Below are 21,365 nucleotides of genomic sequence, written 5' to 3'. Positions count from 1 at the left end.
TTACAGACCTCCCAAATCCCATGAATCGTTGTCAAATGCTGCAAAGCAAGAATTTCTGCGGTGTTCTTGATTCCTCCATCCCCGCCCCGCTCTTGGTTTTTGTAAGGCAAGCAAAGCTTGCAGCTTTTCACGCGGGTCATTTACAGACTGATTGGCAACATCGGCCATGCTGTATTCCTGTTTCAACCATGCGCGTTGCTATGCAGAGCCGTCATGTCTGCAGGCGTTTAATCTGGCGGGCGAGCGTTTTGCGCTCGTTCCCACTAAAGGCGATGCCCATTTTGGCAAAACTTCGGGCTCTTAGGGGAAGAATCATGCGATAAGAATTGATTTATCTTGCTGTTTCTAACCCTTGCGTTTAAAACTAAAGTGGGCTAAAAAGCGTGTCAAATTTAGAAAGTCTTGAGGGTTTTCAAGCGAGCGTTGCTTTCATTTGTCCCTTGTTTGTTTTCCTTGTGCTAGAGTGAGTCCACTTCTAATTTATGGAGTGCGCCATGGTGGCCCCTAGACCTTATAAACTCAAATGCCCTTGTGGGTATTCTAAGATTGTGGCGTTGAAAAGCGATGTGTTGAGCCCAGCGGATTTAATGGCAGTGTCTAGCACTTGCCCCAAATGTGGCAAGGCGATGCAAAAAGTGCCTTTGGGCTTGTTTGGACAGATCTTTAGAATGTTTCAAAAATGATTCGAAATTTACCACTTGCGCCCTAAACCCCCTAGCTTTAGAACTTTTTTTAACAAATTATGCGAGCTTGTTTGTCGCCAAAGTGGAGGCGGTGCAACAGAGATGGCACGATTTTACACAGATGACCTGTTCTCCTCATCATTGTGGCTGTGGGGGTTGTGTGGTTTTTCATTTTTATGCTAAGGTATTGATTGACAATTTTAGAGCCTTGAGGGATTTTCCGCGATCCCTTGGGTTTATCCCTTGGGTTTATCCCTTGGGTTTATCCCTTGGGTTTATCCCTTGGGTTTATCCCTTGGGTTTATCCCTTGGGTTTATCCCTTGGGTTTAAGGGGGATTTCTAGCGGGCACAAGGCCCGCGCAATCCCCCCTATCTGCACACATCTCCACTTAATCCTCTGACTTTGTTCCAATTTTTTGATGTAAGGAGAACTTATGCGTTCAACCCCTTTTGTTTGTGCCCTCAGTCTTTTAAGCGTGTCTGCCCTCTTTGCGGAAAACAGCGGAGCTTACGGAGAAGTGGGGTTTCAATACTCGAACATGACTAAGGCCACCAAGAGCACACAGACACAAGATACCAACAGCCAGCAAAATGTCTTTGACCCCGCAAATGCCAAACCCGTGCCCCTCCCCGGGCAAACCCAACCCAATGGTAATCCACAATAGGAGACACCCATGAAACACTCTCAAAAACAAATCCGCCCTTATTCTAAAGTTTCTTTAAGTTTAGCTCTAGCGGGGACTCTCTTTGCTCCCTCTCTGCAAGCATTAGAGGAAAAAGCCCCAAAGAACACCCAAGTACAAGTGATGCCCACCGCCCTAGCAGGAGAAAGCCAACCCGACACACAAGACGCAAGCCAAGACCAAACCGATGTCGCTAAAGACCAAGCAAAGGTGGCACAGGATGTCGATAAAACACAAGAGGTAGACCAAAGCCTAGACCAAGACAGCCAAGATGGAGATTCAGAAGACCAGGCTGAGGCACAGGCAGATCAAGCGGACACTGACTCCAAACAAGAACAAACAGACATAGAAAATCTAGGAAATGCCCAAAAGAAAGAGAACGAGGCGGCACAACAAAATCTAGAAGCGCTCAAGCAAGCCCTTACAGAGGCACAAGCAAAACAAGCAGAAGCACAAAACACGGTGAACGCAAAACAAAGTGCTCTTGAGGCAGCCAACACTAAGTTGCAAGAAGCCACAACAGCCAACACTAAGGCACAAGAGGCTGTAAACGCCGCCCAAGAAGCCCTAGATAACAATACAGAACCAGATAAACAGGCTGAGTTACAAGAGGCATTAAACCAAGCCAAAACAAAAGCAGAGGAAACAAAAACTGCCCTTGACACCGCCACAAGCAATCAAGAAGAAGCCCAAAACGCATTAAACGAAGCTACAGAAGCTTTGAACACGGCAAAGGGGAATGTAACCAGTGCTCAAAATAATGTCAATCAAGCACAACAAACCCTAAATGCGGCTAAGAACAATGTCTCCCAAGAGCAGGAAGCACAACAAGTGATCAGTGGCATTGTCCCAACGCCCAACAACACGCCCACCCCAACGCCCAACACCCCCGCCGGGCAGGCACAGGCCGCACAAAACGCACTCCAACAGCTAGTCAGTGGCGTGGGCAATCTACAAAACGCCAAGAGCGAGTACACCAAGTATGAGGCGTTGGTGACCAAAAACACCCAAAAGTGCCCTGGTAACCGACACAGATAACATGAGCCTGCCCCAAGCCATCAGCGGGCTTGTCTCAGGGGCACAAAGCTACTTCAGCACCCAAATGGCAGATAACAGCTTCATCAGCTCCAATTTCACCCAAAGTTTCAATAACTTTTACAACCTCATTTCGGGCACAACGATGGACATTACCGCCATCAACACCAGCCTCAACGATTTGATCCAAGCGGTGGAGAATTTACAAAGCAGCATTTTAGGGCAACTTATCGTCCCTGAAAGTGCAGACACGCTCGGCAACAATGACGGGGGGCAAACCCCCCAAATCAATGCCGGCGATGGGGCGGCGGGCAGTGTTGCTGCTGCGGTGCGCCGTGTGGGGCTTGTCATGCCCGCTGTGCTTAAACCCACTTCTGTCAACACGCCCTTAGATAGTGCACAAAGAGAACAAGCGGGCAAGACTTTAGGACAACTGAGCAACCTCTTGGCCTACCTTAGAGCAACACAGACAAAGCTCAACATCTACACCAAAGACAACGCCGTGTTGGTGGGCACACAAGGGGGAATCCTCAAACCTCAACAAACCCAATACAGCAGCGAAAACGGCAACATGTATGGGGTGGATGCACAAATCGGGTATAAGCAATTCTTTGGCAAGAAAAAACGCTGGGGGTTGCGCTACTATGGGACATTCAGTTACCAACACGGGACTTTTTACATGAACGACTCGCAAGCGGTGGACAACTTTGTCTATGGGGCGGGGGTAGATGCTCTGTATAACTTCTATGAGAGCAAAGATGGCAAATACACCACAGGGTTTTTTGCAGGGCTCATGTTCACCGGCTCGACTTGGTTGGCTAAGGGGGCGAGCCAAACCATAGCGATGATGCACGCCATGGACAATGCGGGGGGCAGCGCGCACATGAACACCACTTACTTCCAAATCCCCTTAAACATTGGCTTTAGAACCAATGTGAGCAAACACCACGGGTTTGAGGTGGGCTTACGCATTCCTTTAGCCACGAATTATTACTTCAAGGGCAATGCTGGTGGCTACAGCGAGGCCATCACCTACAAGCGCAATGTTTCGGTGTTCATCAACTATGTTTACAACTTCTAGGTTGTGCACTTGCCTTTTGCCCTTTGGGGCAACCCCTAACTTTCATTGAGGGGTTTGGGGGATTTTGTCAGTTTGGCGTTTTTAAGCGCACCACCATGTGGCGTGTTCCTCTTGTTTTTTTTAGAGGAAACGCGTAGCGTTTCCTTTGCGCGTAGCGTTTCCTTTGCGCGTAGCGTTTCCTTTGCGCCGCGCTTAGAGCGCGCCGCGTTTTTGGGTTACTTCATAAACTTTTTGTCGTAAGTGCCCTTGTCGGTCACGACCTGTACTTCCAGCACTTGGGAGGGGTCGCATTTGAGGCGGTAGGCGATTTTTTGGCCGTATTTGAGGGTGTGGTTGAAGAGGGGGCCTTTTTCAAACTTTTCTTTGAAGTCATCCCCCACTTTACGCACGATGCTGCACGAATCGCCCCGATTGGGGATCACCTTTTTGATCAACACCTTTTCCTCGTTGAGCGAGATGATCGTTAGGATCGTGCGATCGAGCATATTGCCGATCAACTTGCCCCCACGGGGTTTGTAAGTGATTTTAAATTGCAAACTAGAAGCACCAAGCACGCTTGCAAGGCTTAAGGCAAGTAGGGTTTTAAACATGGTCTTCCTTTTGGATTTCTTGGGTTAATTCAGCTTCAAGAGCTGTGGCGAAAACGGAGGCATAGGGCTGTTCTTGGGGCAGGTTGCCCTTAAAAGCGTGCAGGGTGCTTAGGTAGTTCTCTTCGCTAAGCCTGCCCTGCGTTACAAGGTATTTTAAGTAAAGCCAATAGGTGTTGAGCACATCGCTTTGGCAATAGCTGTTGATGCGCTCGAGCTGGGGCGGGTCTTGATAGAAAAGTTGATAGACTTGATCCCCGCTCACATCAAATTTACCGGGTAGCCCGCACATGGCACAAACCCCATCTAAATTAAGCCCCCTAGCCGGGCTAAAATGCGTGAGGCTGTCGAGCAGGTCGGTGTGGTACTCTTCGCTGTAGCGGTAGCGGTAGTTCTCCCATTTGCTCTCTTGGGCGTAAAAAGCGTGGGCGTTTAGGTTATGCGCCAGAGCCTTTAACAGCAACAAGGGCAGGTCAAACATGCGCCCATTGAAGGTTACAAGTTGGGGGTGGTGTTTGTTGAAAAACGCTAAAAAATCCGCCACAAGGGTTCTTTCATCACCCAGCCCCCTGCCAAAATTGCCCACGCGTTTGAAAGCCCCACTAGGCTCGGCTAGCACGCTCGCGATGCTGACAATTTGGTGATAAAACAAGGGCGCAAAGGGGCTTTTATATCTATCCTCACACCACTTGAAGAAGTTTTCACAAGTTTGCAAGGGGCCATCGCCCACGCACTCGGGACAATGTTTGGCGATCAAAGCCAAATTAGGTACACTCTCAATGTCTAAGACACAAATAAGGCGCATGAATCCCTTTATGGCGGATTAAAAGGGCCATCTTAGCCAAAGTTGGCAAACAAGCGTTTAAAGGGCATCATCTTAGGCGTAAATCCCCTTAAAATCTCTGATCACCTCTTCATACATGGCGATGGCTTGTTTAATGGAGCTGTCTAAAGTGTAGTTTTGGGCACTTGTGGCGTAGGCACTTTCGATCTTGGTGCGCTCCTCGGGGTGTTCGAGCCAGTAGTCAATCTTTTGGGCGAGGTCTTTGGGATCGTTAGATTTAAATAAAGAGCGTTCGTCTAAAGCAAATTGGTTTGTTGCGCTGATTTTGCTATCTGAAATGATGGGCACAATCCCGCAACTCATGGCCTCCAAGCAGGCGATCGCCTCGCCCTCCACATCGGCGGTGTGGATGTATAAATCGCATTGATACAGCAGGGCCAATAAGTCCTTGGGCTCTAAAAAGCCAAAGTCCACAGGGTGGGCGAGCCCTTGAGCGCATTTTTGCAGTTTGGCTAAATTAGGACCAATGCCCTTTAAGTGGAGTTTGATTTGTGCGGCATAGCGGCTTAAACGCGCCGCCTCTATCAGCACTTGTTGGTTTTTCTCATTGGAGTAACGCCCGATCATGATGATGTGGTAAAGGTCATCTGTCTTGGTGTTTTTGGGGCGTTTGGCATAAAGAGGGTCAAAGCCGTTAGAGATGACATACTTTTTGCCCCCATAGCCATGCTTTTCCAGCTCGGCTTTAATTAAAGGGGATGGGCAGTGGATGTGGTGTATGTGCTTGTAATAGTTTTGTTTAAACCACCAAAAGATGAAGCGGTTGAGCCAACATAAGTTTTGGAGTTTTATATTGTAAGTGATGTGTTCGGGCTGTAAATGAAACGCCCCCACAAAGGGGATTTTTAAGCTTCTTGCCACCTCAACGGCGACTTTTTCTAATTTAAAGGGCAAGAAGACATGCACAATATCCGCGCCCTCAAAGGCTTGGGCTAAAATCTCTTTATCGGGCTTGCCAAAAATCATGCGCTGTTTGTGCGAAATCTCAGTAACTAAGGGGATGTAGCGCTCTTGCAAGCCGTAAAAGCCCTCCCCTTGCACAAAAGGCGCGACCACCCGTACTTCATGCCCCCTTGCTTTTAGGGCCTGATAAAAGCGGTAACAGGTCATAGAAGTCCCATTGCTCTTGTCCTCAAAACTATCCACCACCAAGGCAACAATCACTGATCTTCCTTAAAATTGAACTTGAAGGGACGTTTCTCAAAGACCAAAATCTCAAAATCCCCCTCAAAGACTTTGATCTCCATAAATTCCCCCTCCACATGTACGGCACACTTCTTAGAGCTGGCGTGCGCCACCACTGCATTAAAGTAGACTTCCTGCTTTAGCTCAATGGGGGCAAGCAAGCCTAATTTCATGGAAGAAATCAGGCTGTTCTTTTTATTGAGTGCGCACAAAGCCGCAAAACTCGCCGCGCCCACAATGAAGCCCGCATGCACCACATCTTCCTCGCAGAGCATGAACTCTTTGGGCGTGAAGCACACGGTGGCTTTATTGTTCCCAAAGGACACCAAATCGGCACAAAGGGTTTGGTCTAATTTAGAACAAACCAGCAAGCCCTCTTCAATCGGCGTTTCCATGTTTTTCCTTTCATTTACGCAAGATAAAATACCCCCTCACAGGGGCGGGGTAGCCCTCTATGCTTTTTGTGGGGTCATTTGGGTCTAAAAAGGACTCTAAACTCAACCCCTCAATCCACGGGGTTTTGCGCTGCTCGGCGGTGGTGGTGGCTTTAAAGGCAAGGGGGGTGCACTCCTTAAAGCCCGCCTTAAAAGCCCAATTTTGCAAGGCTTTAGGGCTTGGGATAAAATAGACATTGGGCATTTTGGCGTAAGTGGTGGGGCATAGGGCCACCTCTAGGGGGCTGTTAAAAACCAAAGTGTCTAACACCAACACCCCGCTAGGTTTTAAGCCCATGTGCAAGGCTTTGAGCGTGTTGTGGGGGTCTTTTCTGTGGTAAAGCACGCCCAAACAAAAGAGCACATCAAAGCGCTTAGGATAGGTGCGTAAATCCTCCACGCCTAACCTCTCGTAGACAATGGAGGTTTTTAAAAAGGTGTTGAGCCAATGAAATTGTCTTTCACAAAGGGGGCTTGGGTCAAAGCCTACTAGGCTCTTAGGCTTTTGCGCTTGCATGCAAAAAAGGTAGTAGCCATTGTTGCACCCGATGTCGGCAACCTCTAGCCCCTCTAAATCCACCGCCCCCTTGATCAAGTCCCACTTGATGTAACTTTGCCACTCGCTCTCAATGCAAAAGCCCTTCTCATTTTGGGTGAAACAAAAAGGCCCCTTACGCCACGGCCTCAATGCCAAAGCCTCGTTGTAAACTTGCTCTAAGGATAAATCAGCAGGCAGGGGGACACACACGCCCCTATGTGTGCCCTCACAGTTGGTCAAACAAGCCCCTTGAAGTGGGTTTGTGCCAAAGCTCTTGCAAGGACACAGCCCCCAGCACCAAGCCTAGCGTGTAGTCTTTCGTGCGAAGCAAGTTTTGCAAATCTTGTAGGTCTGTGTAGGGAGTGTGTGCTAAGGCTAAGGGCTCTTGGCTGAAGATTTCTAGCTTGTGGTGGGGGGCTGTTTTTTTAACAAAGTCTAGCATGCGGGGCAGTTCTGTGGCATGTTTTTCATGAATTAAAATGCGCGTGCTCTGCCCGAAAGCGCAAAGCTCTAGGCGTTTGTTTATGTAGTGGGGTTGCATGGCACTTAGCGTGCCTAAATGCCCCAAATGCACCTCTAGCCCCAAACTTTCACATAAATTTAGCACCCGTGTAAGCTCAGCCGCGTAAAGCCCCGAGATTTTTAAATCATGCCTTTGCCCTCTGTAGCACAGCGATAAACTAAAAAGTTGCGCTTGCAAGAGTGTGAAGGGGGGTGCTTGCAATTTCTTTTGTGGCGAGTTTGGGGGGTGTGGGTTAAAAGCAAGGTGTGCATGCCCTTTAAATCCAAATCCAGCAATTCTAAAAATCCCCCTCAAAGGTGCACACGCTTGGCGATTTTGCCAGCTTGTTAAAAATCTCCAACTCTAGGCTAGAGAGTTTGTAAAGGGCGAGGGGCGCGTCTAAAAACTTGTAATACAAGAGTTTAAACACCGCCTCTTGCAAGTTTTCTACGCAAATCCACGCAATTTCAGGGTCGCTGATGGGGGCGTGCTTTTCATACAGCACCCCATAAGCCCCGAGTCGCACCGCCTCCTCAATGCAAGATGGGTTAAAGGCAGCAAACAAACTCCCCTTTTTCACCCGATTTAATTTGTCTGTGGCGTGGGTGAAGGTGCGCACAAAGGGTTCGGTCTTTAAAACCCCCCGTGTAACCGCCACGACTTCACAGACATCCACTAGCCGATTTTCGCCCCATTTTCTGCAGTGCTAAAGGGTGTGATGAGTTTTAGCCCCCCTGCATCGCTTGCGCTCAAGACCATGCCCTCACTCACCAATCCTAGCATTTTGCGGGGGGGTAAATTCACTAGGGCGCACACCTGCTTGCCCTCTAGGCTCTCTGGGGTGTAGTGCTTGGCAATGCCCGATAAAATTTGGCGCACCCTGCCCCCAAAGTCTATTTTTAGGCATAAGAGTTTATCGCTCTTGGCCACCCTTTCAGCCTTGATGATCGTACCAACTTGTATGTCTAGTTTGGTGAAGTCCTCAAATTGAATCGTGTGGTCCTCTTTGGGAGGGTCTTTGGGGCTTTCTTGGGGCGTGGCTTGGGCTTCGTCTAATTTTGGATAAAGGGCCTCTATGGGGGCTAGCTCTAATGCGGGGAGCAAAAAGTCTTTTTGCATAAACGCTTTAAAGTTTTCAGAAGTCAGGCTCACATGCAGCCACTTGGCTAACTTGGCGGTGCTTTCGGGCAGCACGGGGTAGAGATAAAACGCGCTCTTGGCTAAAAAGGTGGCGATTAGGCTTAAGAGCGCCATCGCTTTTTGAGGGTTGGTTTTGGCAAGTGCCCATGGCTGTTCTTTGGCGATGGTGGCGTTGCACGCTTCAAACACCCGCCACAATTCCTCTAGGTAGCGGTGTAATTGCAAATCACATAAATAAGGCTCTAGGCTCTCCAACTGCGCCTGCCACTCGGCATAAAGGGGGGCGTAAAACTCCAGCGTGTGGGTGCTTTCTAGCTTACCCCCAAAGGGCTTTAGCAGCCCAAAGAGCCGTTGGATCAAATTGCCTAAAGTGTTGCTCAAGTCAGCGTTAAAGCGGCGCACTAGGGCTTGCGCACTAAAGTCCCCGTCTTGGCCAAGAGGGGCTTCTCTTAAGAGAAAATAGCGCAGGGCTTCTATGCCATAGATGCTTGCCAAATCTTTGGCGTTGAGCACATTGCCGATGCTCTTGCTCATTTTCACGCCCTCAATGGTCCACCACCCATGCACACAAAGTTGCTTGAAAAGGGGCAACTCTAGGCTCATTAAAAAGGCGACCCAGTAAATGGCGTGGAAGCGCAAAATGTCCTTACCCACAATGTGCAGAGCGTGGTTGAAGTGGCCCATTTTGGCGTTGTCTGTGCCATAGCCTAGACTACTCACATAGTTTAACAGCGCGTCTAACCACACATACACGACATGCCTAGGCTCGTTTAAATGCTTAGGCAAGGCAATGCCCCACGAAAAACTTGTGCGGGTGATGGACAAGTCGTATAAACCCTGCTTGATGAAGCTCACCACCTCATTGCGCCTAGATAGGGGCAAAATGGCATTGGGGTGCTTTTCATAAAAGTCTAGTAGCTTGTCTTGATAGGCACTCAATCTAAAAAAATAACTCTCTTCAGCGACCTTGGTCGTGGGGCGGTTGCAATCCGGGCAGATGGTGCTGTTTGTGGCGAAACTCTCGCAACTCACGCAATAATCCCCTTCATAAATCCCCTTGTAAATATCGCCCTTTTGCAGCATAAAGTCAAAGGCGTGTTGCACCGCCTGCTCGTGCGCCTTGTCGGTCGTGCGGACAAAGTGGTCGTAGTCAATCTTAAGAAAATCCCACTCGTCCCTAAAGACTTGGCTGATTTTAGTGGCGTACTCCAAAGGGCTTAAGCCATGCTTATTTGCGCTTAGGGCGATTTTTTGCCCGTGCTCATCTGTACCTGTGAGGAAAAAGACTTCTTTAGCTCTTAAGCTGTGGTGTTTTTTGAGCATGTCGGCGATGAAGGTCGTGTAGGCATGCCCTAAATGCGGGGCATCGTTGACATAGTAAATCGGGGTTGAAATCAACATTTTTTGCATAAAAAACCTTTCGCTTGCGCTATTCTCACTCTAACCCCCCAACAACTCCGCACCACGGACCTTAAGGGTACACCCCTAAAGCCAAAGATAAACCCGTATCATAGCACAAAAGCATAAAATAGGCGCGCCTATAGGTCTTTTAAAATGCGGATTTCAAAGATTTTTTCTTTAGTGTCTAGCAGGGTGATTTTGCCCCCATGCGCTTGCACGACTTGCAAGGACAGGGCTAAGCCTAGCCCATTGCCCTTTAATTTCGTGGTTTCAAAAGGCTCAAAGAGCAAATCTTTGTCTAAAACTTCCTTGCCATCGTCTTTAATGTGGAAGACCACCCACTCGGCCTCTTCAAAGGCGCACACCTCAATGTGCCCCTCTTCACACGGCCCCTCTTCAATCGCGTCTATGGCGTTGTAGAGGAAGTTTTGCAAAGCAATAGAAAGCAGGCTCAAATCGTAAGAGGCGCTGATGGGGGCGATGGCGGTTTTTAAGCTAATGTCTTTCGTGTAGCTGTATTGATTGAGCGCCTCTTTGATTTCGTCCTCGAGCAGGCCCAAACTCTGGGGGATTTTATTGGCGTGCACGCCTTTAGAGAATAATAAAGTCGCCTTGATGATGCGCTCCACCCGCCACAGCGCGCGTTGCAACTCAAAGACAATGGGCTTGGTTTTCTCATCCACTTTTTTGAGTAAAACCGAAGTTAAAAGCGAGATCGAGCCCACGGGGTTTCTAATTTCGTGCGCTAAATGGGCGGAGATTTTCCCCATAGACACCAGCCTTTCTTGGCGTTTTTGCTTGGTGATGTCGGTGGCGGTGATGATTTCCTTGCCTTGGATTTTGTTGTTTTGGAATAAATAGTTCTTGCCCTCGTGCTCGATCTCAATGTTAAAACCTAGAGCTTTCGCCTTTTCAAAGACTTCTTGGCTTTCGATCGCCTTGCTGTTCTTGTAAAAAAAGCTTTTGTTCTCGTTGATCACCCAAATGGCTTGGGGCAAAATCTCGATCACCCACTCGTATAAAGCCTTGTAGTCTTTAAACTCTTTTTCAACTTTATAGCTTTGCAAGATAAATTCATTCAGTAAACGCAAGAGTTCTTGTCTGTCTTGCCCCCCGATGTTGTCTAAGATGTTTTGATCCACAAGAGCACTCACCCTTTTTTCTGCGCCTCTTGCTCTTTTAAGAAGTTAAACAGCAATTCGCTGTAGCCAAAATGCCCGCTGAGCTCATTAGACAGCGATTCCTTATACATGGATTGGTAAATTTCGCTCCCGGCTTGTTTAGGATAAAGCGGGTTGTCTAGCTTTAAGGCGGTGTCTAGCATGAACTTTAAAAGCAAGGACTCGAAAGCATCGGTCTGGGTTTTGAGCTGTTGATCCTCGAGCTTGCCCCCTTTGGCGTGTTTGAGCTTGTTTGCGTCTAGCTTATTGGCTAGGTATTGGTTGTAAATGTCTAAATTGTTCTTAATCATATGACCTCCATATCTGCGCTGATCGCGCCACTTTTTTTCATGGCTTCTAGGATAGAAACGATGCTTTTAGAGCTCACCCCGATTTTTTGCAAAGCCTTCACCACGCTGGCGATTGTGGCTCTTGGGGTGCTTAAAATGTTCTCTTTGGTGTCTAGGTTCGTTGTGGGGTCGATTTTGGCAATGTCCTTTTTCGCCTTGCCTTTTTTAGGTTCTAGCGGGTCTTTGGTGATTTTAATCGTGATGTCCCCACTTGTAACAACCACCGGATGCACTTCAATATCCACACCCGCCACCACCGTGCCCGACTTCTCGTCAATGATGATTTTGTTTTGGTTGCTGTAATCAATGTTGACCTCTTGGATGAGTGCTAAAAACTCCACCATGGTGAGCTTTTCGGGTTTTTTAAGCTTGATGGTTTTGGGGTCAATGGCTAGAGCTACGGGCTCTTTAAAGACTTCGTTTAGGGCCTCTTGGATTTTCACGGCGTTTTTAAAGTCGGGGCGTTTCAAGCTCAAAGTCATGGCATTTTTATGCGCCAAATCATAGACGACTTCTCTTTCAATGGTTGCCCCGTTGACGATCGTGCCTGAGAGCAGGTTTTTAGAATTGCCTAAACTCACACTCCCCTGGGCTATGGCGTAGATATTGCCATCGATCGCCGTTAAAGGGGTCATCACCAAAACCCCGTGGTCTATGGACTTAGCGTCCCCGATAGACGAGATTTGGACATCGATTTTATCCCCCTGTCTTGCAAAAGAAGGCAAGGTGGCGGTGATCATCACAGCAGCGACATTTTTAGATTTAATGTCCTCGGGCGACACCTTGACATTCACGCTCTCTAGCATGTTTGCGATGGATTGCATGGTGAATTTTGAGCCCGATTTGTCCCCCGTGCCATTCAAGCCGATCACCAAACCATAGCCGATCAGCTGATTGTCGCGTACCCCCACGATATTGGCGACATCTTCAATCTTTTCGGCACTCAAAGGGGCATGCAACACCCCAAACAAGCACAAAACCCAAGCGCATTTTTTAAACATGGTTTAGATTTTACCCAAATATCTTTAAAAAAGCTAAGCCCTGAAACTTTCGTGTAAAAGGCGTGGTTTACTCTGTTATAATGCCCTTCATGTGGGGATTTCTTAGGTTTTTGCTGTGTGTTGTGTTCCCTTGTGTGTGTTTGGCTCAAGCCCTAGAAAGCGAGGACCCCCAAGAGTCCCCACAAGAGCACACCATTCAAGACCTGCACGCCATACAAAATAGTTTTTTCAATAAAGAGCGCAACGCCCTAGACAACACCCTTCTCATTGACTACAAACTTGGGCAAATGCCTAAAATCCGCTTGCGCTACGCCATGGTCACGACCATCGTTTTTAGCGAGCCCATCGCTGAGGTGGTGCTGGGCGACAACATAGGCTTTAGCACCAAGACTTTAGGGCGTAATGTGCTTTTAATCAAACCCCTAGAAGTGGGGATCGATTCAAACCTTAATGTCATCGGCGCAAGCGGTAAAATTTACGCCTTTTATATTTTCTCCACAACTTTCACCAGCCCCAAAAACCCGATTTTAAATGTCTATGTGTCTAACAAACACTTTTTTACAGACAAGCAAGCGCAAAACCAGCCAATAGCCGTGCTTGAAAACAAGCCCCAAGTCCCCACCTCCATGTCTTTTTTAAAAATCGGGCAGGGGGGCAATGCGCTTTTAGTGGATCAAAACCAAATTGAGAGGGGCTATCAAGTGTTCGGGGGCAAAAAACGGGCGTGGTTTTGTCTGTGGCTGTGTAAAGTCGCTTTTAAAGCCCCCATTAAACCTCTTGATATTTTCAACGACAAGCATTTCACTTACTTTAAATTTGACCATGTCCGCTCCCAAGTCAAGTTTCCTGTCGCCTACAAGGTAGTAGATGGCTATGACAACCCCATCAACACCCGCATTGTGGGGGATTATTTGATCGCCGAGGACATCTCCCCCAAATGGACCTTAAGGGAGGGCAAAATCCACGCTTGCGTGCGTAAGGTCAGCAAAGCCCCATGAAACCCCTTGTTAAAAAAGCTTTGATTTTTGGAGGGGCGATGGTGGCGGTGTTTGCCACTTCTTTGATTTTAAACAAGCCCAAAAAAGCCCCCGAAGTTTTGGATTTAAAGGACACCAACTACCCCCTAGCCGATTATTTATTCACCCCACCCAAAGAAACTCAACCTAAAGAAAACCCCGAGTTAGCCCATTTGCAAGCACTCTTGCAAGAGAACGCAAAGCAAATCGCCCAGCTCAAGGCACAATTACAAGAGGCGAAAAAATCGCCTCTGCCACAACCACCCCAAGAGATGGAGCCCGAGCAAGAGCCCCAAGAGCAAGAGATAGAGCCACCCGAGCCCACCCAAGAAGAGCTAGAGATTGAAGAGACTTTAAATGGGCGGATACAAGGCTTTGAAGAGCCCAAAGAGGCAGAGATAGACTATGGGGCAAGCCACTTTGAAAATCTAAAAACCCACGATCTAGCCACCCATGAAAACCGCCTACTGCGCACCATCACCGCCGATAAAATGATCCCCGCATTTTTAGTAACGCCCATCAGCTCCCAGCTTGCCGGTAAAGTTGTGGCGCAGGTGGAGAGCGACATTTTCGCCAACATGGGACAGGCTGTTTTAATCCCCAAAGGCTCAAAAGCCATCGGCTATTACAGCAACAACAACAAAATCGGCGAATACCGCCTAGACATCGTGTGGAGTCGCATCATCACCCCGCAAGGGGTCAACATCACACTCACCAACGCCAAAGGGGCAGATGTCAAGGGTTATAGCGGACTCGTGGGGCAAATGATCACGCACAACTTCCAACGTTACGGCATGCCCTTGTTGGTGTCTACGCTTTCTAACGGGCTGTTGATCGGCTTGACCTCTGCCCTAGCCAACAAAACGGGCAAGAACAATTTATTTGGCGATTTTTTACTCATGCAACTCACCCGCCAAACGGGTTTAGGACTCAACCAAATCATCGCCCAAATCTTAAAAGATAAGAGCAACTTAAAGCCCATTATTATCGTGAGGGAGGGCTCACGGGTGTTTATCTCCCCCAATTTAGACATCTTTTTCCCCACACCCCAAAAAGGCGAGGTGGTGGCGCAGTTTTTTAAACACAGCTCCCCTTGAACGAGCGTTTTTAGCGTTATATGTCGGTATATTTGTGGGAATTTTGTATAATGTGGCTTTGATTTTGAGCTTGAAGGATGTCTACTTGAGAGTCTATTTTTTTGCTACTTGTCTAGGGGAGGCGGTGTTTAGCCAAACGGCTTTAAATTGCATTAAACTTTTGCAAAGAGAGGGGGTGGAGGTGATCTTTAAAAAAGACCAAACTTGTTGCGGGCAACCCAGCTACAACTCCGGTTACTATGAACAGACCCGTGAGATTGTGCTCCACAATGTCCGCCTCTTCAAAGAGGATCACCCCATCATTGTGCCCAGCGGTTCTTGCGTGGGCATGATGGCGCACGACTATTTGGAGCTGTTTGAGGGGCATAAGGCGTATGAGGAAGTGAAAAACTTCTCTCTTAGGGTCTATGAACTTGCCGAGTTTTTGGATAAAAAACTAGAGGTGCGCTACACCGACCTTGGCGCGCCCATCAAGGTTACATGGCATTCTAATTGCCACGCCTTAAGGGTGTCTAAGGTGATTGAGAGTGCGAAAAAAATCATTTCTCAACTCTCTAATGTGGAGCTTGTGCCCTTGCAAAGGGAGGAGGAGTGTTGTGGGTTTGGGGGGACTTTTGCGGTGAAAGAGCCAGAGATTTCTAACGCGATGGTGCAAGAGAAAATCCACGACATCGAGAGCCGCCAAGTGGAGTATGTTTTGTCCGCCGATGCGGGCTGTTTGTTGAACATCAGCGGAGCGATGGCAAAGGTGAGGAGCAAGACCAAATCCATGCACTTTTACGACTTTTTAGCCCAAAGAGTGGGATTAGGAGTTTGACATGACACACACCACCACACACAGCGACCACGATTACGAACAAGTCATCGGCGAGAAGTTAAACGATGCCCAGCTGCGCACCAACTTGCGCTCAGCAATGGACACTTTAATCCACAAGCGCAAAGACCTACTAGAAGATCGTTACCCCGAATGGGAACAACTACGCACTATGGGGCAAAATGCGAAATTAAAAGTCCTATCCCAGCTAGATAGCTATGTGCAAAAATTTGAGGAAAACGCCACAAAAAACGGCTTTGTCGTGCATTACGCCAACACCGCCAAAGACGCGAATGAAATCATCTACAACCTAGCTAAAGAGCGGGGGGTGGAGCGGATTTTAAAGGGCAAGTCTATGGCGAGCGAGGAAATCGGGCTAAACCAATACATGAAGGAAAAGGGCATTGTCGCCAAAGAAACGGATTTGGGCGAGCTCATCATCCAGCTCATAGATGAACACCCCGTGCATATCGTGGTGCCTGCCATCCACAAAAACCGCCACCAAGTGGGTAAGATTTTTCAAGAAAAGCTAGGCGCACCCCTAGAGAGCGAACCTGAAAAGCTCAATGGCATTGCCAGAAAGCACATGCGCGGCGAGTTTGAGGGCTTTAAAATGGGGATTTCTGGGGTGAATTTTGCCATCGCCAATGAGGGGGCGATTTGGCTTGTGGAGAACGAGGGCAATGGGCGTATGTGCACCACCGCCTGCGACATCCATGTCGCCATTTGTGGGATTGAAAAAATGGTCGAAAGCTTTGAAGACGCTTCGATCTTAAACAACCTGCTTTGCCCTAGTGCTGTGGGCGTGCAAATCACATGTTATCAAAACATCATCACCGGCCCCCGCCAAGAGGGCGAGCTAGACGGGCCCAAAGAGGCGCACATCATTTTGCTAGACCACAATAGAAGCAATATCCTAGCCGATGAAAAATACTACAAGGCCCTAAGCTGTATCCGCTGTGGGACCTGCTTAAACCACTGCCCCGTGTATGACAAAATCGGTGGGCACGCCTACCTAGCGACCTATCCCGGGCCCATCGGGGTTGTCATCACCCCCCAGCTTTTTGGGCTCGACAATTACGCCCACATCGCCAATTTGTGTAGCCTTTGTGGGCGTTGTGGCGAAGTTTGCCCGGTGAAAATCCCCCTACCCGAGCTCATCAGGGATTTAAGGGCGGAGAAAACCCACGAGGGGCGGGGTGTGGTGCGCGGCTATAAAGACACCAAGCACAGCAAATTAGAGGAGCTGGGCATGAAAGCCTTTGCAAAACTCGCCAGCAATGGCACGCTATGGCGGGCGGCTATGGCAATGAGTAGCACTTTTGCCCCCCTTGGCAAGGTTTTCGGGCATTACACGCCCGTGTTGAAAAAATGGTTGCGTTATCGAGAAATGCCCAAAGTGCAGGGCAGTTTGCACGCTGAGGTGAAGAAACTACCGGGGGTGATTTATGAGTAAGCAAGTGGTGATTGAACGGATTCAAAATGCCCTAAAACGGCACCCCATTGCGCATGAAAATTTGCCTTACCAAAACATGATCACAGACGCTAAGGCGGATTTAATCGAGCAATACAAGCACCTCCAAGAGCTCAACCGCTCCCAGCTTAGTGAATGCACTAAGGAGGATTTAGCCACAGCGATCCAAGAGGCATTAAAGGGTTTTGAAACCCAAAAACTCTTGTGCGCCACAAATTTACCCTGCCCTTTAGAGGAACTAGACCCCCAAAATCTTTACCAAAAAATCCCCTACGATAGACCCGTAGAGGCGTTTAAAGAGGAGTTGTTTAACATCGACACGGCGATTTTAGAGGCGGCTTGTGGCGTGGCAAATTTAGGCATCGTGGGCATCGCGTCTTCAAAATTCGCCCCCCGTTTGACTTCTCTCATCACCCTTAAATGCGTGATTTTGCTGGATAAATCTAAAATCGTGCAAAATTTAGCGCAAGGGCTAGAGGCCTTGAAAGAGGCGGGGCCCCTGCTTGAGCCCGTTGAAGAGGGCGTTAAAATGCGTGATTGCGACTTAAAACGCCGTTTGCCCACAAATATGCTCTTCATCGGCGGGCCTAGCCGCACCGCCGACATTGAGCTACAAACCGTCTTTGGCGTGCATGGGCCCATGGCAACCCATGTCATCTTGTACTAGGGGGTAAAATGCGTTTAGACAAAGGGAGCAAAGCTCCCGCCTTCACTTTAAACAATGCCACAGGACAGAGTGTTAGCCTTAAAGACTTTTTAGGCAAGGTCGTGGTGCTTTATTTTTACCCCAAGGACAACACCCCGGGATGCACCATTGAGGCGCAAGATTTTACCGCCTTAAAACATGCATTTGAGGCGAAGGGAGCGGTGATTTTAGGCGTGAGTGCGGACGATGCCAAGAGCCATTGCCACTTTATAAAAAGCGAGAATTTAAACATTGAGTTACTCAGCGACCCTAACCATGAGGTGGCAAAAGCTTACGGGGCTTATGGGGAGAAAAATCTCTATGGCAAGGTGAGTGTGGGGCTGATTCGCTCCACCTTTGTGATCGATCAAGAGGGCAAAATCGCCCATGCCCTTTACAATGTCAAAGCCAAAGGACATGCCCAAAAAGTGCTGGAGCTGGTTTAATGGTGATCCTTTACGCCACCGAGCAATACCACCCCTTGCAAACCGGCACCGCCACGGCTGACTATGGTTTGAGCCAAGCACTTGCACAGGCGGGGCATAGGGTGTATGTCATCACAAGCGATGTTTTTAACCATGCAGAAGTGGCGATGTCCTTAAAAAGATGGGGAGATAAACACACCATTAGCAGTGGAAACACCATTAAACAAGCCCTCGAGCTTGCCCCGAACCTTTATGTTGTGGAATTCCACATTTACAATGAAAAATGGGTTTGGTTGGGAGAACTTGAAAACTACATAGATTTTGTTAAAAATTTTGATTGTGATGTGCTGATCAATTCATCTATTGCCACTTGGAACAGCGATGCCATCTATCCTCACCTCAGTACTTGCAAGGCAAAAAGAAAGTTTTTAAGAAACCATGTCAATATCAATGACATACCCCCTCCACCACAAACCCCTAGCTTTTGGGAAAGTTTTTGTACTAAATTTAAACGCCAACAAGAACCACACCCATTGGTCTGTTTGGCAACCCAACTTAAATCCTATGACAAAATTTTTCTCTTACATGCAAATAGCCCACTCTACCACTACTTAAACAGCCAAAATGACCTCAATGTAGAGGTTTTGCCTAATGGTGTCTTTGCTAAGGACATCTGTCCGCCTAAATTTCTACCCCCCCCACTACAGCACACCTAGACCCGCATAGACTAAGCCCACACGCACTTTTAGAGCAACTTTGCCAGAACCCCTTTATTTTAAATGTGTCCAATTACTATGCTGAGAAAGGGCAGGAGATGGTGCTTAGGGCGTATTACGCCAGCCAAGCACCAATGCCCTTAGTCTTTGTGGGTGCGCTCAATAGCGGACACACCCTAGATCGCCTCAAAGCTCTCAAAGCCCACGAATTGGACGAAACCTATGGTTTTAAAGAGGTGTTCTTTTTCTATGGCATTGAACGGGATGAGGTGTTGAAACTAGCCAAACACGCCACTTTGTTTTTGCACGGAAGTACAGGGAGCTACGAGTCCTTTCCTATGGTGCTTTTAGAGAGCATGCAATTTGCCACCCCCTTTATTTGCACGCCCGTAGGCAACGCCCTAGAGCTTGCACCCGAGTTAGTGGTACAAGACAGCACACAAATGGCGGTTAAAATCGATGAACTGCTTGGCGACCCTAAGCACTACCACCACATCTCCACTACTTTGCACCAAAAAATCCAAAACTTGACCTATGAAGAGATTGTTAAAAAACTCTTGGCGTTTTAGCCACAATCAAACATGATTTAAGAGTTTCACAAGAGCCCCTCTAAACACAAGGGGCTAAAGAAGAAGCGCAAGAATAGGTGAAAGAATCAGAGAGATTCACCCCCACGCACTAAGGCGCACAAAGAAGTTCTAGCGGTTTTAAGTTAAATGTAAATTTAGGAGTCAGTCCTTGCCATTGGACTCGTTGGCTGCGCCGTAGGCGCATTTGACATAAATGGCTAGGCTGATGAGCAAAGCCGACACCGCACCGGCCAAATACACGGCGTAAATGATCTTATTGGGTGCGCTGATGCTGAATTTAAAGACCAACATCAACGCTTCGATGGCTAGGGCGATGATGATCGAGCCCAAAAAGCGGATCATCGTGCGGTGAATGGCGTGGTGGCTGTCTCCGCTGTTCTTGCCCAGCACCTCCTCTTCAAAAATCGCCTTGACTAGATCCACGGTGGCTAAGGCTAAGGTCAAAAGCACAATGGGGTGAAAGACCTCTTTGACAGCAAAGCTGCTAAAGTGGGTCAGAGCACTGTACAGATTAGACAAACTCTTAATAAATAAGAGCAAGGACACAAGGGCTAGGGTGATGGAAATGCTAAAATACATCACCACACTGCCCTCTGCAAAGGTGCTGTAATGCTTGGATGAGGAACTTAAAGCGATGGCGACTTTGAGCGGGATGTGCATGCACACCACATAAAACAACTCGTCTTTGTCGTTATAAATGGGATAAGCCGCTGTAACGACTAACCCCCGGTTGCTGCGCGTGGGGTAGGGGTTAGTTAAAATACAACGCCGCTCGGCGATGGCCTCATAAAAGTAGCTCCGCTCCAAAGAGTTTTGCGCAAAAGAGTTTTTGACATTGCCCTCCCCATCGATTAAATTCCCATTGGTGTCTAAAATAAAAATGTCCTCTTTAATGCGGACTTCTTGTTTAATGCGCTCCATCGCTAGTTGTATGTATTTTAGGGTGGGTTCTTTGAGGTAGTTTTTAATGTTTTGGGTCAAGAGATAGGACACATAGGCGTAAAGCTCGCTCTTGACTTTGGCGTATTCGGTAACATCTTTGGATAGCATGCACTCTTCCTTTAGTTCAGTATAAAGGTTTTTCCCCCCGCTAAATCGTTTTGCAACGCTTGCATGCTCTTGATGAAGATTTTATTCAGGGCTAAATTCAGGGCATGGTTGTAATTGGCATTGGGTCCGCCGCGCTCATTGGGGTCGCTATCAAGCGGATTGGCACGCAAAATGGGTTGTTGTATCTGCACGCGGATGTGGCTTAGGCATTTGGGGCTGTCCTCAGCGCATAGGCGCAAAGTGAGATCGCTCTTGGCCTCGAGCATTTGCAACACCCTAGCGGGGTCTAAAGAGTCGTTGTGGCTTGCCTTTAGCATTTTAGCGATCTCTTTTAAGTCCTTAGGGGTATTTTTGAAAGCCAGACTGATTTGGGCTTGTAGGTTGGTGTTGTAACCCTGTGGGCTTAGAGGGTAGCCTAAGTGCTGGAGCAGCCCTATAGTTGCCTTTTGTAGAGCTTTAGTGAATTGGGCTTGATCGTATCTAGGCACAAACTCGGCGTTGAAGACAACATCGGGGGGGGCTAAAAACAAGGGTTTTAGGGCGGGGTTTGGCTTAGCCGGACTTAAAGGGTATCTTAAATCCAGGCCAAAGGGTGAAAACACACTATTGCATCCCCAAAACAACCCCACTAAAAACACAAAACGCCACATACAAACCCCTTAAAAAATAGGGACATTATAGCACTAGAAGGGTTAATTTGGGGGGGCTTGGGAATATCTTGGAGAACCAAATCAGTATCAAGACAGCAACAGGCATGCTGCCCACCAGCGTGAGGCATCCATTTAAACCGCTTTTGTTTCATGCCAAGGTGGGGCTTCCACTTGTTAGATAAATGCGTTACAACACCCATTGCATCAGATGCGTTTGGAACTT

The 21,365-nt window shown here is 48.1% G+C and carries 26 protein-coding genes; 12 read left to right on the top strand and 14 right to left on the bottom strand.

From position 1 onward, the window contains the following. The gene (locus K6J72_RS06220) at positions 1-186 is read right to left on the bottom strand and encodes a hypothetical protein (RefSeq protein WP_221279202.1); all 186 of its coding nucleotides are present in this window, start codon (positions 184-186) and stop codon (positions 1-3) included. Positions 187-494: 308 nt separating this feature from the next. On the opposite strand from K6J72_RS06220, the gene K6J72_RS06215 reads away from it, so the two are divergent. The 4 genes from K6J72_RS06215 (at position 495) to K6J72_RS08455 (ending at position 3,483) form a co-directional block, all read left to right on the top strand. Continuing rightward, entirely contained in the window at positions 495-683 is a 189-nt protein-coding gene (locus tag K6J72_RS06215) for a hypothetical protein (protein WP_221279239.1), read from the top strand. A 435-nt stretch (positions 684-1,118) separates the two neighbouring features. Continuing rightward, entirely contained in the window at positions 1,119-1,349 is a 231-nt protein-coding gene (locus K6J72_RS06210; RefSeq protein ID WP_221279238.1) for a hypothetical protein, read from the top strand. Positions 1,350-1,358: 9 nt separating this feature from the next. Beyond that, positions 1,359-2,405: a hypothetical protein gene (locus K6J72_RS06205; protein ID WP_221279237.1), complete on the top strand. Its 1,047-nt coding sequence runs from the start codon at positions 1,359-1,361 to the stop codon at positions 2,403-2,405. 1 nt (position 2,406) lies between these two features. Continuing rightward, positions 2,407-3,483 carry an outer membrane protein gene (locus K6J72_RS08455; RefSeq protein ID WP_260320546.1) on the top strand — a complete coding sequence of 359 codons (1,077 nt, stop codon included), beginning with the start codon at positions 2,407-2,409 and terminating at the stop codon, positions 3,481-3,483. 215 nt (positions 3,484-3,698) lie between these two features. On the opposite strand, the gene K6J72_RS06195 is transcribed toward K6J72_RS08455, so the two are convergent. From K6J72_RS06195 to K6J72_RS06145, 11 genes are all read right to left on the bottom strand, one after another. Continuing rightward, positions 3,699-4,073, bottom strand: coding sequence for a hypothetical protein (locus K6J72_RS06195; protein WP_221279236.1), 375 nt, complete (start codon positions 4,071-4,073; stop codon positions 3,699-3,701). Continuing rightward, the gene (locus K6J72_RS06190; protein ID WP_221279235.1) at positions 4,066-4,875 is read right to left on the bottom strand and encodes a 3'-5' exonuclease; all 810 of its coding nucleotides are present in this window, start codon (positions 4,873-4,875) and stop codon (positions 4,066-4,068) included. Before K6J72_RS06190 ends, K6J72_RS06195 begins: the two co-directional genes overlap by 8 nt. Before the next feature lie 72 nt (positions 4,876-4,947). Next, a complete protein-coding gene (locus K6J72_RS06185) occupies positions 4,948-6,078 on the bottom strand; it encodes a glycosyltransferase (protein ID WP_221279234.1) in 1,131 nt (376 codons plus the stop codon). Further along, on the bottom strand, positions 6,075-6,494 hold the full coding sequence (locus tag K6J72_RS06180) for a PaaI family thioesterase (protein WP_221279233.1): 420 nt from the start codon (positions 6,492-6,494) through the stop codon (positions 6,075-6,077). The genes K6J72_RS06185 and K6J72_RS06180 overlap by 4 nt, the downstream gene beginning before the upstream one ends. A 10-nt stretch (positions 6,495-6,504) precedes the next feature. Then, the gene (cmoB, locus tag K6J72_RS06175; RefSeq protein WP_430886752.1) at positions 6,505-7,269 is read right to left on the bottom strand and encodes a tRNA 5-methoxyuridine(34)/uridine 5-oxyacetic acid(34) synthase CmoB; all 765 of its coding nucleotides are present in this window, start codon (positions 7,267-7,269) and stop codon (positions 6,505-6,507) included. Positions 7,270-7,297: 28 nt separating this feature from the next. Then, on the bottom strand, positions 7,298-7,795 hold the full coding sequence (locus tag K6J72_RS06170; RefSeq protein WP_221279231.1) for a hypothetical protein: 498 nt from the start codon (positions 7,793-7,795) through the stop codon (positions 7,298-7,300). A gap of 76 nt (positions 7,796-7,871) precedes the next feature. Then, positions 7,872-8,249: a hypothetical protein gene (locus K6J72_RS06165; protein WP_221279230.1), complete on the bottom strand. Its 378-nt coding sequence runs from the start codon at positions 8,247-8,249 to the stop codon at positions 7,872-7,874. Continuing rightward, entirely contained in the window at positions 8,249-10,123 is a 1,875-nt protein-coding gene (gene metG, locus K6J72_RS06160; RefSeq protein ID WP_221279229.1) for a methionine--tRNA ligase, read from the bottom strand. Before metG ends, K6J72_RS06165 begins: the two co-directional genes overlap by 1 nt. A gap of 128 nt (positions 10,124-10,251) precedes the next feature. Then, positions 10,252-11,268, bottom strand: a complete 1,017-nt coding sequence (locus K6J72_RS06155; RefSeq protein ID WP_221279228.1) for a sensor histidine kinase — start codon at positions 11,266-11,268, stop codon at positions 10,252-10,254. After that, positions 11,265-11,585 carry a hypothetical protein gene (locus tag K6J72_RS06150; RefSeq protein ID WP_221279227.1) on the bottom strand — a complete coding sequence of 107 codons (321 nt, stop codon included), beginning with the start codon at positions 11,583-11,585 and terminating at the stop codon, positions 11,265-11,267. Before K6J72_RS06150 ends, K6J72_RS06155 begins: the two co-directional genes overlap by 4 nt. Further along, a complete protein-coding gene (locus K6J72_RS06145) occupies positions 11,582-12,625 on the bottom strand; it encodes a flagellar basal body P-ring protein FlgI (protein WP_221279226.1) in 1,044 nt (347 codons plus the stop codon). The genes K6J72_RS06150 and K6J72_RS06145 overlap by 4 nt, the downstream gene beginning before the upstream one ends. An 89-nt stretch (positions 12,626-12,714) precedes the next feature. Between K6J72_RS06145 and K6J72_RS06140 the strand changes: the two genes are divergently transcribed. From K6J72_RS06140 to K6J72_RS06105, 8 genes are all read left to right on the top strand, one after another. Then, positions 12,715-13,623: a TrbG/VirB9 family P-type conjugative transfer protein gene (locus K6J72_RS06140; RefSeq protein ID WP_221279225.1), complete on the top strand. Its 909-nt coding sequence runs from the start codon at positions 12,715-12,717 to the stop codon at positions 13,621-13,623. Then, on the top strand, positions 13,620-14,738 hold the full coding sequence (locus K6J72_RS06135) for a DNA type IV secretion system protein ComB10 (protein ID WP_221279224.1): 1,119 nt from the start codon (positions 13,620-13,622) through the stop codon (positions 14,736-14,738). Before K6J72_RS06140 ends, K6J72_RS06135 begins: the two co-directional genes overlap by 4 nt. Positions 14,739-14,823: 85 nt before the next feature. Beyond that, the gene (locus K6J72_RS06130; RefSeq protein ID WP_221279223.1) at positions 14,824-15,555 is read left to right on the top strand and encodes a (Fe-S)-binding protein; all 732 of its coding nucleotides are present in this window, start codon (positions 14,824-14,826) and stop codon (positions 15,553-15,555) included. Between the two features lies 1 nt (position 15,556). Beyond that, positions 15,557-17,008, top strand: coding sequence for a LutB/LldF family L-lactate oxidation iron-sulfur protein (locus K6J72_RS06125; RefSeq protein ID WP_221279222.1), 1,452 nt, complete (start codon positions 15,557-15,559; stop codon positions 17,006-17,008). Further along, positions 17,001-17,693: a LutC/YkgG family protein gene (locus K6J72_RS06120; protein ID WP_221279221.1), complete on the top strand. Its 693-nt coding sequence runs from the start codon at positions 17,001-17,003 to the stop codon at positions 17,691-17,693. The genes K6J72_RS06125 and K6J72_RS06120 overlap by 8 nt, the downstream gene beginning before the upstream one ends. A gap of 8 nt (positions 17,694-17,701) precedes the next feature. Continuing rightward, positions 17,702-18,157, top strand: coding sequence for a thioredoxin-dependent thiol peroxidase (gene bcp, locus K6J72_RS06115; RefSeq protein WP_221279220.1), 456 nt, complete (start codon positions 17,702-17,704; stop codon positions 18,155-18,157). Further along, a complete protein-coding gene (locus K6J72_RS06110) occupies positions 18,157-18,852 on the top strand; it encodes a glycosyltransferase family protein (protein WP_221279219.1) in 696 nt (231 codons plus the stop codon). The genes bcp and K6J72_RS06110 overlap by 1 nt, the downstream gene beginning before the upstream one ends. A gap of 98 nt (positions 18,853-18,950) precedes the next feature. Further along, the gene (locus K6J72_RS06105; protein WP_260320545.1) at positions 18,951-19,421 is read left to right on the top strand and encodes a glycosyltransferase; all 471 of its coding nucleotides are present in this window, start codon (positions 18,951-18,953) and stop codon (positions 19,419-19,421) included. Between the two features lie 162 nt (positions 19,422-19,583). On the opposite strand, the gene K6J72_RS06100 is transcribed toward K6J72_RS06105, so the two are convergent. Both K6J72_RS06100 and K6J72_RS06095 read right to left on the bottom strand, forming a co-directional pair. After that, positions 19,584-20,492: a PDC sensor domain-containing protein gene (locus tag K6J72_RS06100; protein WP_221279218.1), complete on the bottom strand. Its 909-nt coding sequence runs from the start codon at positions 20,490-20,492 to the stop codon at positions 19,584-19,586. Between the two features lie 11 nt (positions 20,493-20,503). After that, positions 20,504-21,142 carry a hypothetical protein gene (locus K6J72_RS06095; RefSeq protein ID WP_221279217.1) on the bottom strand — a complete coding sequence of 213 codons (639 nt, stop codon included), beginning with the start codon at positions 21,140-21,142 and terminating at the stop codon, positions 20,504-20,506. Between the last annotated feature and the right edge of the window lie 223 nt (positions 21,143-21,365).

This window comes from Helicobacter sp. NHP19-003 (assembly GCF_019703305.1).
GTDB classification, from domain to species: domain Bacteria; phylum Campylobacterota; class Campylobacteria; order Campylobacterales; family Helicobacteraceae; genus Helicobacter; species Helicobacter gastrocanis.
Note: the sequence above shows the minus strand (reverse complement) of the source record. Positions and strands in the feature narration are given on the sequence as shown.